The sequence below is a fragment of the Lactobacillus hamsteri DSM 5661 = JCM 6256 genome (assembly GCF_000615445.1).
GTDB classification, from domain to species: Bacteria; Bacillota; Bacilli; order Lactobacillales; family Lactobacillaceae; genus Lactobacillus; species Lactobacillus hamsteri.
In genome coordinates this window covers 44,119-58,074 of the sequence record NZ_BALY01000001.1, presented here as the reverse complement: position 1 = coordinate 58,074, position 13,956 = coordinate 44,119, and the positions used below count along the sequence as shown (strand labels likewise).

Annotated in this window: 11 protein-coding genes, 2 tRNA genes and 1 pseudogene; 1 reads left to right on the top strand and 13 read right to left on the bottom strand. The window is 36.6% G+C overall.

The annotated features are described in order from the left end of the window. The 8 genes and pseudogenes from JCM6256_RS00290 to JCM6256_RS00255 all read right to left on the bottom strand — a co-directional run bounded on the left by JCM6256_RS00290 (position 1) and on the right by JCM6256_RS00255 (position 10,446). Positions 1 to 699 (bottom strand): glycosyltransferase family 32 protein, encoded by a 699-nt coding sequence (locus JCM6256_RS00290; RefSeq protein ID WP_025079869.1) that lies wholly within the window; start codon positions 697 to 699, stop codon positions 1 to 3. A gap of 4 nt (positions 700 to 703) precedes the next feature. Next, a pseudogene (locus JCM6256_RS09265) lies at positions 704 to 2,133 on the bottom strand (oligosaccharide flippase family protein). 10 nt (positions 2,134 to 2,143) lie between these two features. Next, a complete protein-coding gene (locus tag JCM6256_RS00280; RefSeq protein WP_025079868.1) occupies positions 2,144 to 3,292 on the bottom strand; it encodes a CDP-glycerol--glycerophosphate glycerophosphotransferase in 1,149 nt (382 codons plus the stop codon). A 90-nt stretch (positions 3,293 to 3,382) separates the two neighbouring features. Further along, positions 3,383 to 6,052, bottom strand: coding sequence for a calcium-translocating P-type ATPase, PMCA-type (locus tag JCM6256_RS00275; protein ID WP_025079867.1), 2,670 nt, complete (start codon positions 6,050 to 6,052; stop codon positions 3,383 to 3,385). Positions 6,053 to 6,221: 169 nt separating this feature from the next. Then, entirely contained in the window at positions 6,222 to 7,052 is an 831-nt protein-coding gene (gene nadE, locus JCM6256_RS00270; RefSeq protein WP_025079866.1) for an NAD(+) synthase, read from the bottom strand. After that, positions 7,049 to 8,527, bottom strand: a complete 1,479-nt coding sequence (locus JCM6256_RS00265; RefSeq protein ID WP_025079865.1) for a nicotinate phosphoribosyltransferase — start codon at positions 8,525 to 8,527, stop codon at positions 7,049 to 7,051. The genes nadE and JCM6256_RS00265 overlap by 4 nt, the downstream gene beginning before the upstream one ends. A gap of 83 nt (positions 8,528 to 8,610) precedes the next feature. Beyond that, positions 8,611 to 9,699 carry a glycosyltransferase gene (locus tag JCM6256_RS00260; RefSeq protein ID WP_025079864.1) on the bottom strand — a complete coding sequence of 363 codons (1,089 nt, stop codon included), beginning with the start codon at positions 9,697 to 9,699 and terminating at the stop codon, positions 8,611 to 8,613. 3 nt (positions 9,700 to 9,702) lie between these two features. Further along, positions 9,703 to 10,446 (bottom strand): WecB/TagA/CpsF family glycosyltransferase, encoded by a 744-nt coding sequence (locus JCM6256_RS00255; protein ID WP_025079863.1) that lies wholly within the window; start codon positions 10,444 to 10,446, stop codon positions 9,703 to 9,705. Between the two features lie 133 nt (positions 10,447 to 10,579). Here JCM6256_RS00255 and tagD point away from each other — a divergent pair, with 133 nt between their 5' ends. Beyond that, positions 10,580 to 10,966 carry a glycerol-3-phosphate cytidylyltransferase gene (tagD, locus tag JCM6256_RS00250; RefSeq protein WP_025079862.1) on the top strand — a complete coding sequence of 129 codons (387 nt, stop codon included), beginning with the start codon at positions 10,580 to 10,582 and terminating at the stop codon, positions 10,964 to 10,966. Between the two features lie 52 nt (positions 10,967 to 11,018). Here tagD and JCM6256_RS00245 read toward each other — a convergent pair whose 3' ends face one another. From JCM6256_RS00245 to JCM6256_RS00225, 5 genes are all read right to left on the bottom strand, one after another. Then, a complete protein-coding gene (locus JCM6256_RS00245) occupies positions 11,019 to 11,717 on the bottom strand; it encodes a GntR family transcriptional regulator (RefSeq protein WP_025079861.1) in 699 nt (232 codons plus the stop codon). Between the two features lie 57 nt (positions 11,718 to 11,774). Continuing rightward, the gene (locus tag JCM6256_RS00240) at positions 11,775 to 12,890 is read right to left on the bottom strand and encodes a hypothetical protein (RefSeq protein ID WP_025079860.1); all 1,116 of its coding nucleotides are present in this window, start codon (positions 12,888 to 12,890) and stop codon (positions 11,775 to 11,777) included. Between the two features lie 157 nt (positions 12,891 to 13,047). Continuing rightward, a tRNA-Gln gene (locus tag JCM6256_RS00235) sits at positions 13,048 to 13,119 on the bottom strand. Between the two features lie 55 nt (positions 13,120 to 13,174). After that, positions 13,175 to 13,256: transfer RNA gene (locus JCM6256_RS00230), tRNA-Tyr, on the bottom strand. 63 nt (positions 13,257 to 13,319) lie between these two features. Further along, positions 13,320 to 13,871 (bottom strand): hypothetical protein, encoded by a 552-nt coding sequence (locus JCM6256_RS00225; RefSeq protein WP_025079859.1) that lies wholly within the window; start codon positions 13,869 to 13,871, stop codon positions 13,320 to 13,322. Between the last annotated feature and the right edge of the window lie 85 nt (positions 13,872 to 13,956).

The window sequence follows — 13,956 nt, the reverse complement described above, 5'->3', positions numbered from 1 at the left end:
TTAGCGAATTATTTTTTGATAAATCGCTGCTTCTCTAGGCGTCGAAATACGACGTTTTAAAGCAGTAACTACTTTCTGTTTAAAGCTATGCCCACCATCCATCCAAGTTCCTGTAAATAGATGAATTGTCTTAGAGTAAGCACTTGGATTACAAAGAACACCATCAGAATAAACATGAATATCATCTTTTAACAATTGCTCAAAATTTCCTGTTTTTAAATCATAATTCTCTTTCAAAATATCAGTAACAGATAAACTATTTACACCTGCCATTTGATTATTTTTATCAAATTTAAAATCACGATTTATATAATAATCCAAAATATCTTTAATAAAAGGATGTCCATTTTCCGCGCCAAAAATTGCAGCTGAAAGATAATCTTTATTTTCAAAACCAATAAATGCACTATTAATTAATAATTCATCTAATTTATCAATTACACGTACATCTGTATCTAAATAAATACCACCTTGATCATAAATAACACGCGCACGAATATAATCAGAAACAAACGCCCATTTTTTAGCCGCATATGCTTCTTCAATATAACGATTTTCGTGCATATCAAAGTTTTCTTCATTCCATTCGATAATTTTATAATCGGGTAATTTTTCATGCCAAGTTTTAATACATTCTTCAATAATCTTTGATTTAGGATTGTGTCCTACCCAAACATAATGAATAATTTTTGGAATCATTTTATTATCCTCGTTTAAAGAAATTTTTGACCAGTTTAATTATATCTTGATTAAAATCCAACTTCATAATAAACATCAAAATCGTATATACCATTATCATTATTATTGATTTTAATGTCATATTGAAAAAGACAGATGGGATGATGTTAGGTATAATCATCCCCACCACCAAAGTAATGATTGCTATTAATAAATATTTTGGAACATCATGAAAAACATATTTAAAGTTATAGGCATCTCTAACCACCCATAATCGCAAAATCAAAACAACAAATTCTGTAGTCAAAATTGCAATCATGCTCCCATAGCGCCATAGGGACGATCAAGCAAGTAACTTAAAACAATTTCTAAAATAGCACCAATAACAACAGGAAAAGCATAATCCTTATCACGCCTATTAGCCAAAGCAAATTGATTAGCAAATACACCACCAGTAGGAATCATAATAATTGTTAATGTAAAGAAAAACATAAGTGGCGTCATTGGTATAAATTTTTGCCCAAAGAAAAATGGCACAAATTGTTTAGTATTAGCCATGATAATTACTGAAAATAGGGTTCCAAGCATTACTGTTGCTTCTAATGACTTTTTCAAAACAATCTTTTGTGTCTTTTCGCCTTCACTTGCCATTTTTGGCATAATAACCAATGAAATACTGGTAATCACACCTAAAATCATATTAGAAATTCGTTGCGAATTATCATAAAAAGCTACCTGCGTTGAATTTTGGAAAATTCCTAAAATCGGCTTATCAAGAGACGTATAAATTTGTGTAGCGATCTGTGGAATCATTAGAGTGACAATAGATACAATTGTCGACTTATATTTATAAAAATGATTAACAGGTCGACCAACATAGCGATGAATATCAAACCAAAATACAAATGATCCCAGCATGGTTGAGACAGACATAATGAGTAGATATTTCCACAAATCAGCTGATGATTTAACCCAAAGCAAAATAAGGATAACGCTAACTAATTTAACAGCAGTATTTTTCAAAACAACGCGGCCGAAATCCGCTAATCCTTGGAAGAACCAAGAAATATCTACTTGAGCAGAAATCAAATATGGGGCCATCAGCAAAATATAATTCCAATATTGAATTCTAAAAAATATACAAGCTGAAGCTGTTAATGCAATAGTTACAATACCAGCTAGTCCCTGAAAATACCACAAGCCCCAAAAGGCCTCTGTTAGGTCCTGAGGATCGCCATACGCTCTTACCCTTGAGATTGTTCGCATCCCAATATAAGACACGGATAACGTACAAAAGACCATTAAAAACTGCATGGTATTGTTAACGCTGCTGTAAATACCATAAGTTTTCGGTCCTAATACTCGCGATAAATATGGAACAGTAATTAGCGGCACAAGTACTAAAAAGATTTGATATACCGCATTATATACAATATTTAAAAAAGTCTTTTTCACTCTTTATCACCTATTCGCCATTAGTCATGCATTTAAAGGCTTTTTCACAATAATTATCGCCTTTAAGTTGATTAGTTAAATCAAGCCAATATAAACGGCGATTCTTGATCTGCTGGTTATCTAACTGATCAAGGCTTTGAACTAGCTCACGTTGTGAATTAACGCTAATTCCAGGCGTAATTTCTTCATATGGTCCCATAAGAAGGCCCCGCGTTTTTTCATATTGTTTAAGAAAATTAGTGACGAATACGATCGGCTTGTTTAATTGCAAATAGTCAAAATAAATTGATGAGAAATCGGTCATTAAGAAATCTGTATCACCGAGCAATTCGTATAAATCATAGTTGTGATCAAACAAATAATCATTATTTAAAAAGGCTATGTTGGAATATTTGCTATCGAAGTTGGCAAACAGACGCATTTCGTAGGGATGGAGTTTCACAATTAAATATTGATGACGTGCTTTTAAAGCATCATTTAGTTCGTCACCATCAAAGTCCTCAAAAGCAAAGAAGTTTCCCTCTTTTATTTTCTCCATGATTGATTGATCTTCTAATTCATAGCGGAAAGTTGGCATATAGATTCCAATTTCAGCTTGCTTATCTTCAGTATTAAACAAGTCTTTAAGGAGTTGTTCTTTAGAAATTACTGGATTTTGCAAATAATCCAATCTTGGAAAACCAACTTTGCGATACTTTTCAGTTTCAATCGCTAAGCACGAACTCATCAAAGTTTCATATAAATCCGAACTAGAAGCCACAATATCTGCGTTTTTATGCCACAACTTTTCATTGCGCTTATTATCCTTGCGGCGGGTATTATTGGCCATAATTCCCATTCGCTTGAGCGGTACGCCATGCCAAAATTGTAAGTTAATCTGATTTTTCCTTACTTTAAATGGCTGGTGCGTAGTAATTACGTAACGAGCAGCACCAATTTTTTGCCAAGTCTCCCACTTAAAATGTGAAGAAGGCCATGGCTCAACCAAAGTGACATTGTATTCGGGATGATTCGTTTGCAAATATTTATAAAATAAATATCCGTTAGAACCTGATCGTCCCGACCCATTTAAAATTACGACATTATTGTCTTCCATAGTGGTGAATTTTGCTAAAAAACTCATCCATTTTAAATAAAGACGAAATAAAAAACTTTTCATTCAATAAACTTCCTAAAAAATATACTTACTTTTTAGGGTACAAAAAAAGCCTGAGTAAACTCAAGCTTTTCTTGCGTATTTTTATAAAATTTATTCTTTGCCGGCTTTTCTTTGGAAGAACTTCACAATTTCTACAATGAAGATCATGCAAAGTCCAGCAATAAGAATTACCAACCATTGACCGCCATCAAGTTCAGTTACGTCAAAGAACTTAGTCATAAATGGCAACTCAACAGCAGACATAATCAATGCGGCAATAATGATCGCCCCATTAAACCATTTATTTGAGAAAATATGCTTTCTGAAAATTGATTGGTGAACATATTTAGAATTAATAGCGTGGAATAATTGAATAAGGCCCAAAGTAAGGAAGGCCATTGTTAATGCATCCCCATGTTGCAAGCTTGGATTATCAATATGCGGACCAACATGAAGGCCAATTTGGTAAGCTCCTAAAACAAGAATCCCTTCTAAAATACCTTGGTAAATAATTGAACTAGCTACACCGCCGCTGAAGAAGTTTGACTTTTTACCACGAGGCTTGCGCTTCATAATTCCATCTTCAACGGGTTCAACCCCCAAAGCAATAGCTGGCAAAGTATCCGTTACCAAGTTGATCCAGAGAAGTTGAACAGGAGCTAAAATATCCCAACCAAGCATAGTCATCATGAAGACAGTTAAAACTTCCCCAACGTTACAACTCATAAGGTAAAGAATTGCCTTTTGAATATTGCTGAAGACTTTACGGCCTTGCTCAACAGCTTCAACGATTGTAGCGAAGTTGTCATCTGCTAAAACCATATCGCTGGCGCCTTTAGATACTTCTGTACCGGTAATTCCCATTCCGATACCAATATCAGCTTGCTTTAAACTTGGAGCATCGTTTACACCGTCACCTGTCATGGCAACAATTTTTTCATTAGCTTGCCATGCCTTAACGATTCTAACTTTGTGTTCAGGAGAAACACGCGCATAAACGCTGTAATCACTAACGTGCTTCGTGAAGTAATCATCGCTTAATTCATCAAGTTGAGCTCCCGTTAAAACGCGCTTGTCTTGACCAGGTTTCAAAATACCCAATCTTTCAGCAATCGCTTGAGCTGTAACTTGGTGGTCACCTGTGATCATAACAGTGCGAATGCCGGCACTATGAGCTTCGGCAACGGCAGCCTTAGCTTCTGGTCGTTCAGGATCAATCATGCCGACAAGACCAGCAAAGATCAAATCTTGTTCAACATTTTCAGTAGATGGATCGTCATAAGGCTCATCCACTTTTTTGTAAGCTAAACCAAGTACACGCAAGGCTTTTTTAGCCATTGCTTGGTTGGTATTAAGAATATCTTGTTTTTGAGCATCTGAAATTGGAGAAATTTCACCATTAACAACAACAGAAGTTACTCGCTTCATAAGTTCATCAGGAGCGCCTTTAACAGCAACGAAGTAGTTATCGCCATCTTTGTTGACTGTACTCATAAGTTTACGCTCTGAATCGAAAGGAACTTCTTGCACACGCTTGTATTTATCAAGCATGGCATCAACGTCAATATTTTTATCAAAAGCGTATTGAATTAATGAAGTTTCGGTTGGATCACCAAGCAAATCACCACCGTTTTCAATTTTGGTATCATTAGCCAAAACCATAGATAAAAGAGCAGGATTAGTTTCTTCAATTGCTTCATCATCGTTATGAATAGTGCCTTGGTAATAAACCTTTTCCACTGTCATTCTGTTTTGAGTAAGCGTACCGGTTTTATCTGAGCAAATAATGTCAGTCGCACCCAAAGTTTCAACGGCTGGAAGCTTTCTAACAATTGCCTTGTGCTTAGCCATAGTTTGCGTACCAAGAGCCAAAATAATGGTTACAATTGCTGGCAAACCTTCAGGGATTGCTGCAACAGCCAAGGAAACAGCAACTAAGAACATATTGATCATCAAAGTTGAGTTTCGATCAGCTGGATTGGCCTTAAGAACTCCAACAACGAAGACAATCACACAGATTGCCAAAATCATAATAGTTAAAGTCTTACCAAGATGATTCAAATTTTCTTTCAAAGGAGTATCGGTTTCATCAGCGTTGTTAAGCATCGTGGCAATCTTACCAACTTCCGTATTCATTCCCGTGCTTACAACCACACCTTCACCGCGTCCATAAGTTACGTTGGTGTTTGAATAAGCCATGTTGATGCGATCACCCAGAGCAACATCTTTACCTTGCAAAGTTTCGTCACTTTTATCAACAGGAACAGATTCACCTGTCAAAGCTGATTCTTCAATTTTCAAACTATGAGCAGCAGTCAAACGAAGGTCGGCAGGAACAACATCCCCAGCTTCAAGCAAAACCACATCGCCAGGAACCAAGTCCGTACTTAGAATTTCTACAATCGCGCCTCCGCGTTTAACATGCGCATTCGGCGTCGCCATTTCTTTTAAAGCTTCAATCGCAGCCTCAGAACGCGCTTCTTGGAAAACACCCAAAATGGCATTCAAAATAACCACGATCATGATAATTGCGGCGTCAGTCCATTCTTTAGCCACGACACCCGAAAGAACAGCTGCGATAATCAAAACAATGATCATGAAATCTTTGAATTGATCAATAAAGCGCATAAACATGCTTTTCTTCTTTTTAGCAGCTAATACATTTTCACCGTACTTTTCTAACCTTTTTTTAGCCTCATCATTAGTTAAGCCATCGGCTAGAGAAGTATTTAAATCTTTTTCCACATCGGGAATTGTCTCGGTGTAATATTTCTTAACCATTTTTACCTCCTTATGAAAAAAGAGACCTACATGCCTTACGCACATAAGTCTCACAAATTAAGATAAGTCCAGAAGCGTTTTGCTTCGGCTGTTGGGCTTATCGCAAACTAATTGCTGTTACTCCTTATGACGAAATTCATTATAAAATGATAATTCAATTTTTAAACAATTATTTTTTATAAAAATCATCAAAAATAGTAACTGGTAAATGACGCTTGTGTTTACTCTTGTTCCAAAGTCTTTCGATTTGTTCAGCAGATTTTTCTGGAACTTCCTTGCCTTCAAGATAATCGTCAATATCCTTGTAAGTTACACCTAAAGCTACTTCATCTGGCAAGTCAGGCTTATCTTCTTCAAGGTCAGCTGTTGGAGCTTTTTCATAAAGATGGGCTGGACAGCCTAATTCCTTAAGAAGAGCCTTGCCTTGACGTTTGTCCAAACGGAATAATGGTGTCAAGTCAGCGGCACCGTCACCAAATTTAGTGTAAAAACCGCAGAAGTTTTCAGCCGCATGGTCAGTACCTACAACAGCCCCCTGGTTAGCACCGGCAATTGCGTATTGAACAACCATTCTTTGACGAGCCTTTATATTACCCTTATTAAAATCAGTAATCTTTTGGCCAGTTGCTTCAACAACTTTAACCATTGCATCAACAGGTTCCTTGATGTTAACGATTAAATCTTGGTCTGGCTTTTGGAAAGCTACGGCATCTGCCGCATCATCAGCATCGGCTTGAACGCCGTATGGCAAACGAACAGCGATAAATTGATAAGAATCATCGCCAGTTTCTTCACGCATTTCTTCCATAGCCATTTGGCAAAGCTTACCAGTCAAAGTTGAATCTTGGCCACCAGAAATTCCTAAAACGTAAGTCTTAAGAAATGGATTAGCCTTTAAGTAATCCTTTAAGAAATCAATTGAACGTCTAATTTCCTTTTTAGGATCAATTTCTGGTAAAACATGTTCATAAGCAATAATTTCTTTTTGTAATTCTCTCATCGACCAATGCTTCTTTCTCTAATCTTGCGACGGATTTCTTGAATAAGCTCCATCTTGCTTTCATAAAGATCTTGTGACAAATCAACCGGATATTCTTGTGGGTTCAAGCTACGTTTATATTCATCCCACAAGCCATCAAGATTGTCAGCTACAAACTTCTTGATATCTTTCAAAGGTGGTTGCTTGTAAACCAATTTTCCTTCTTTAAAAATATCATGCAAAAGCGGAATAGCAGTATAGTTAGTTACCACCTTATTAATGTAATTATATTGTGGATGGAACATGAATAAAGCATTAAACTTACGTGGATCTTCATCAGCACGACTTACCCAGTCGCCTTCGTTCTTCTTGGCAGTGTTGGCACTAATTCTCCAAACTTGCTTCTTACCAGGAGTTGAAACCTTAATAGCATTAGAAGAGATCTTCAAAGTATCACGCATAGCATGAACTTCATCTTCAATAGCAACAAGCTTGTAAACAGCACCAAGAGCTGGTTGATCATAAGCGGTAATATATTTAGTTCCGATTCCCCAAACATCGATTTTAGCGCCTTGCATCTTCAAGTTGGTAATTGTGTATTCATCAAGATCGTTAGAAGCAAAAATCTTGGCATCAGTATAACCAGCATCATCAAGTTCTTTACGAACCTGTTTAGAAATATATGCCATGTCACCTGAATCGATACGAACGCCTAAGAAGTTGATCTTGTCGCCCATTTCATTAGCAACTTTAATTGCATTTGGAACACCACTGCGAACAGTATCATAAGTATCCACAAGGAATACGCAATTTTTATGAGTTTCAGCGTAAGCCTTAAAAGCATCATATTCACTGCCGAAGGCTTCAACTAAAGCATGAGCGTGTGTACCTGAAATTGGAATACCAAATAATTTTCCGGCACGAACGTTACTGGTTGAATCAAAACCACCGATATAAGCGGCACGCGCACCCCAAATTGCTGCATCAGTTTCTTGTGCACGACGTGAACCGAATTCCATCAAGCCATCACCTTGAACAGCAAGTTTGATTCTAGCTGCCTTAGTAGCAAGCAAAGTTTGGAAGTTAACAATATTCAAAATTGCAGTTTCCACTAACTGACATTGAGCAAGCGGACCTTCAACTTGAATAATAGGTTCATTGGCAAAAACCAATTCCCCTTCTTTCATAGAACGAATTGTTAATTTCAATTTTAAATTACGCAAGTAATCGATAAAGTCATCATCGTAATCTTGCGTTTCTTTCAAATATTGCAAATCGCTTTCCTTAAACTTAAGGTTTTGCAAATATTCAATAATATGTTCAAGACCGGCATAAACGGCATAACCGTTGCCAAATGGTTCTTGACGATAAAAAGTTTCAAAAACGGCATTGCGATCGGCAATTCCTTTCTTGAAATACGTGTACATCATGTTAATTTCATACAAATCTGTATGTAAAGCCAAAGAATCGTCTTTGTCTATTTCTTGGTAAAACATTCTTTCCTCTCAGTCAAACTATAATAAAGTTTGTTTTAATTATAACCATGTAATGTTATATCATCAACGATTTGCTACGATAATTACAAATCTTGGTATACCTTTTCAATTGAATCAAGCTGATTTTTAACAGAAAAATGACTGGCAACGTACTTTTTCTCACGAGCAGCCATTTGTTCAAGCTTCTCTGGAGATTCATTGATTGCCTTTTTAAGTTGGGCTGCAATTGAATCAACATCGCCGATTTTTGCTATAAAACCATGTTCCTCATCAGGGATCATCATTTTAATATCGCCAATATCTGTAGATAAAATAGGAATTTGATTATCACTAGCTTCTAAAAGCACAAGCGGGAAGCTTTCTGAATAAGAGGTCAGCACCGCTAAATTCATACGACGATATAAATTGGTAAGTTGCTTTTGCGTCATGAAACCATTGAAAGTAACTTGAGGCGCGATATCGAGTTCTTGAGCCAGCTCCTTCAAAGTATCAAGCTGACTGCCGTCACCAGCAATATATAAGCGAATATGCGAATCGTCGATCTTTTTAAGTGCTTTAAGCAAAAGTTCCTGTCCCTTTACTTTCTCGGTTCGTGCAACGTTAATAATGTTGAAATACATATGCTCATATTTAGCAGGGATTTCACTATCATCATGGAAAAAGATACCATTATAAATCACATGAACTTTAGAAGCAGGTACATTTACTTTATTAATCATAAGTTGAGCAAAACGTCTGGTGACGGCAAAAACACAATCTGCTTTGCGCAAAGCATGTAAATTAAGCTTCGTAAAAATTTTTCCTAAAATTCCTCGTCCTTCAAAGTCCAAATATGGATCTGAATGAACAGTAATGCACCAAGTTGCTCTAATTTTTTTATGAATCAGAGATAAAAACAAGTTAGCTCGCGCACCGTGCGTATGAACAATATCATAGTGGCGATCATTAATAAAAGCTGCCAGTCTCTTCAAACTTGCTAAATCATAGCGGCTGCCAGCACCTAAGACGTATGTATCAATACCGGCTTCACGCGCCGCCTTAGCAACAGGCCCTTCGGCTAAAGTCAAAAGTTCAAAATCCTTGCCCTCAATTTTAGCTTCTTTAAGCAGGTTAACAATGTGCGATAATCCACCGCCATTTTCAAGACCAGCGTTAACATGCAAAACTTTCATTAATTATTTTTTACCTCTCTTTTTCTTGAATTGTGATTGTTTAACTTTTACAACAAATTGTGGCAAAACCATCATCCGCTTAAATCTGGTTGGATTAGTAATTAAACGATAAAACCACTCAAGATGCGACTTTTGAAATGCTTCAGGAGCACGTCTGACTTGTCCGGAAAAAACATCAAAACTGCCACCAACCCCCATCATCAAAGCTGGCGTCGCATTTTTACGTAAGATAGAAAGCAATTTTTCCTGCTTTGGAAAGCCTAATGCTGCAAAGACTAGATCAGGCTGTGTTCTTTGAATTCTGCGCGCAACCAGATCAAGATCTTCAGTAAAGTAGCCGTTTTCTGCGCCCACCAATTGAATATCAGGATATTCTTTAGCAATTTTTGCCTGCACAGCGTGGATAACAGCAGGCTTAGCCCCGATTAAGAAAACACGCAAACCACGTTCATTAGCCAGCTTCATTAACCAAGTAAAAAGATCATATCCTGTTACTCGCTCTGGAAGTGGCTTTTTAAGCATCTTAGCTGCCTTTACAATACCAATTCCATCAGCAGTAATGTAGTCAGCATCTTCTTTTAAAATCTTCATAAATTCAGGATTTTCATTGGCTGCCATCACAATTTCCGGATTAGCAGTGACGACAAAAGTCGACAGGTGATTATTCATGCGATTAACAAATTCATTTTGAAATTGCTTAAAAGTTTTATTATCAAAATTAACCCCTAAAACATTTACTTTATCCATCGTAAATACCTCATCCTAAATTATTTAACTTTATTTTATCAAAAGATCGTCATAGGTGGGCATCCCTTTACCTTTTCTTCAATTATGCTATGATTAATTCGTTTAATACCGTTTAATGAATTAGGAGCTTTAAATGAAAAAAGTTATTACTTACGGCACCTTTGACCTCTTGCATTACGGTCATATTCGTCTTTTAAAACGTGCACGAGAACTTGGCGATTACTTAATCGTTGGTCTTTCTACTGATGAATTCAATGAATTTAAAAAGCATAAAGAGGCTTACAATACTTATCCTGAAAGAAAATATATTTTGGAAGCCATCCGTTACGTAGACGAAGTCATCCCTGAAAAAGATTGGGATCAAAAAATTTCTGATGTCCAAAAATACGATGTTGATACCTTTGTTATGGGCGACGACTGGAAAGGCAAGTTTGACTTTTTAAAGCCTTACTGCGATGTTATCTACTTGCCACGCACACCAGGAATTTCTACTACTAAAATTAAAGAAGACTTGAAGTAAAAATAAAAGCATTGCCGATTGACAATGCTTTTTTAGTTTCATAAATTATTTTCTACTTAGAAAAAGTAAATTCAAATCTTTCAGCAACATAGCGCGCACGCGTGTATTCAAACGGCTTGCCATCAGAAAGTTCAGTAACCTGACGACGAGTAATTAATGCTTCACCCTTCTTAGCTTTAAGAAGACGAGCATCATTTTCATTGCAGACAGCCGCAGAAATATGTTCAGTTACTCGACCGATTTGATAGCCGTTCTTTTCTAAAGTCTCATATAAATGAGTTGAAATATCATCTTTAGAAATATTTTCTACGAGTTTGTAAGGAATCGTAACTACTTCGTGACAAATTGGCGTATCATCCGCAAATCTGATTCGTTCCATTCGAAGAACTTCGTCATCCGGCTTGATTCCCAAGCGTTCCTTTTCAGAAAGAGATGGCTTGCCAATTTGATAAGTAATCAACTTACTTGAAGGCGTTTGGCCATTCGCTTCGGTAATTTCAGTAAAGGACATAATTCCTGACATTTTTTCTTGGACTTTTTGGCTAGCCACATAAGTTCCGCTACCCAAACGACGTTCAAGGATTCCCTCATCTTCCAGCGTCTTAATAGCTTGACGTAAAGTCATTCTTGAAACACCAAATTTAACTGCTAATTGTCTTTCAGCCGGAATTCTATCTCCCACTTTATAAACGTGCTTTTCAATATCGCGTTTAATTTGATTATGAATTCTGATGTACATTGGTTCTTCCATGAACACGCACCTCCTCCAACACCATTATCATTATATGACAAATTGGTCTAGATTGCATTACTTTTTCTTCGCTGTCCAATGCATGCCCATAATTTTAACATTCGGAACTTTATTGCATTCTACTTCAATGCTGCTCTTGTCACTAGCAAGAACATTGGTATTAAAGTGAGCATCATCTTGAACTGCAAGTTGTGAATCATTGGCATTAAGTATTAAATCATGGCCAGCAAGACGAGCACGACCGCTTAAAGCAAGGAAATATTCATAATCCATATTACCGTTGAACCCAACACGTGTTGCATCAGCATTTGCCTCATCTTGAAAATCAGCGTGAGCAATGATTTGTGAATTAGTCATGGTGATTTTGGCTTTATCTACGGCAATCATTCTATTAATCGTGCAATTTTGAATAATTGTCCTCGTTTCCTTATCCAAAAAGACGCCGCCATGAAACTTAGAACCGACAATATTGCTCCAACATGAATCGCTGATATAAAGACACGAATCTTCCGTTGATAAAATTTCTGAATTAAGCATATTCAGCCAAGTTTGACCACGAAGCAAAATATAATCCAACTTTGAATTATTGATATCAAGTTCCATGTTGGTTTTTTCAAAAGTATTAGTTGAACCATGAATGCACGAGTTGTTGATAATTGCCGTTCCTTTTCCTTCCAAAGCGAGGGCACAAAACTCATCTGAAGCATAATCAATCACTGAATCATTCATTTCCAGACGAAAATCTGAATTGGCAAACATGGAAAGTGAGCCATTTATCACCTTAGTCGAATACAACTCTAAAGTCGTTTTACCATTAATAGCAATAGCTGCTGTATCGGTATTCGTTCCTTTAATAATGCAGTTGCGTAAGCTTAGATAACCATTTGCTTCTGTAGGTACAGATAAGCTGTTATGATCCGTATTTGTATTAATGCAGAGATTTTCCAAGTTAACGAATCTGCTATCTTCAGAAGTACTAATATAGCCTAAGATCGTCGTATCTTCTGGTGTTGAGCCCATGCCTTTCAAAGTAATGTCAGTTAACTCCAAACCTTGAGGCAATTCATAAAATCCCGGCTCAATTAAAAGCACATCATCAGCACGTAAATCCTTTAAAGCTTCATGCCAATCGATTTCACTCCCGCCAGCACCTACTTTAATTATTCTTGCCATATAAGAAATCCCTCTCTAAAATTTGCAAACTATTCCTAGTTTACTCGTTATTTTCCATAAGTACGAAAATAATGCTTACTTGTTTAAAGGCAAAAAAAGAAACAAGCTCATGTGAACTTGTCTCTTTTTCGGGTTGGGTGTTCATTTCTTAGAACAATTGGGTTAGCTGGATTCGAACCAGCGCATGATGGTACCAAAAACCATTGCCTTACCACTTGGCTATAACCCATTCGCTTGAACTTTTACTTGTTGTTCAATGTACCAGCTGAAGAAAACTTCAGCAATGGAGGAGGGTGGATTCGAACCGCCGAACTCAGAGAGAGCGGTTTTACAGACCGCCGCGTTTAGCCACTTCGCTACTCCTCCGTAACAGCACGTTTATTATAATAACTAAATCACACTAAAAATGCAAGTAAAAAAATTAAAAAATTAATTCTTTTTTCGTAAAACTACGTATTGACGCAATTTTGGATACTTGAAAAACAAATAAGTATCATATGTCCAGCTTGAACTAAAGTTAAGCACCCAGATAAACCATGAACTTTCATTCGTAAACATCACAATGCTCGACATATCACGTAAAATTTCAATCGCTAATTTTTCTGATAATTCTTCGTGATTAATCTCAGCACCATATGCCATTTCTACCAAAATGCTAATAACAAAAATAGCGATCCAGCCAATCAAATAATACCAGCCACGTTTAATTTTTACTTTTGGTAATTGATACTTATTCAATTCATCCGTTACAGTGACTTGCACTTTCTTTGTTTGAAAAAGTCCCACCGTGATTCCTACGATAATTAATCCTAGCGTAATTAATAGCGTCTGTGGCGTGAAATTTTGTCCAATAGTAAAAATCATCATTAATGCTGAATAAATTGGAATAATAACCAGCGAAACGCGTGTTGCTGTTTCCTCTTCAAAAGTTTCCTTCACAAAGAAATAAATCAAAATTAACAAAAATATCCATAAGCCCATAATTACATATCACTTTCATAATCAATTCACTCTAGTATACGCTTTTCTGCAAAGTAAAAGAGCCAGATATCTAGTCAAATTCCAA

Coding starts and splice junctions, on each gene's coding strand:
- JCM6256_RS00225 (WP_025079859.1), bottom strand. CDS start 13,871: ATGGGCTTATGGATATTTTTGTTAATTTTGATTTATTTCTTTGTGAAG.
- JCM6256_RS00290 (WP_025079869.1), bottom strand. CDS start 699: ATGATTCCAAAAATTATTCATTATGTTTGGGTAGGACACAATCCTAAA.
- JCM6256_RS00260 (WP_025079864.1), bottom strand. CDS start 9,699: ATGAAAGTTTTGCATGTTAACGCTGGTCTTGAAAATGGCGGTGGATTA.
- JCM6256_RS00240 (WP_025079860.1), bottom strand. CDS start 12,890: ATGGCAAGAATAATTAAAGTAGGTGCTGGCGGGAGTGAAATCGATTGG.
- JCM6256_RS00275 (WP_025079867.1), bottom strand. CDS start 6,052: ATGGTTAAGAAATATTACACCGAGACAATTCCCGATGTGGAAAAAGAT.
- nadE (WP_025079866.1), bottom strand. CDS start 7,052: ATGAGAGAATTACAAAAAGAAATTATTGCTTATGAACATGTTTTACCA.
- JCM6256_RS00245 (WP_025079861.1), bottom strand. CDS start 11,717: ATGGAAGAACCAATGTACATCAGAATTCATAATCAAATTAAACGCGAT.
- JCM6256_RS00255 (WP_025079863.1), bottom strand. CDS start 10,446: ATGGATAAAGTAAATGTTTTAGGGGTTAATTTTGATAATAAAACTTTT.
- JCM6256_RS00265 (WP_025079865.1), bottom strand. CDS start 8,527: ATGTTTTACCAAGAAATAGACAAAGACGATTCTTTGGCTTTACATACA.
- tagD (WP_025079862.1), top strand. CDS start 10,580: ATGAAAAAAGTTATTACTTACGGCACCTTTGACCTCTTGCATTACGGT.
- JCM6256_RS00280 (WP_025079868.1), bottom strand. CDS start 3,292: ATGAAAAGTTTTTTATTTCGTCTTTATTTAAAATGGATGAGTTTTTTA.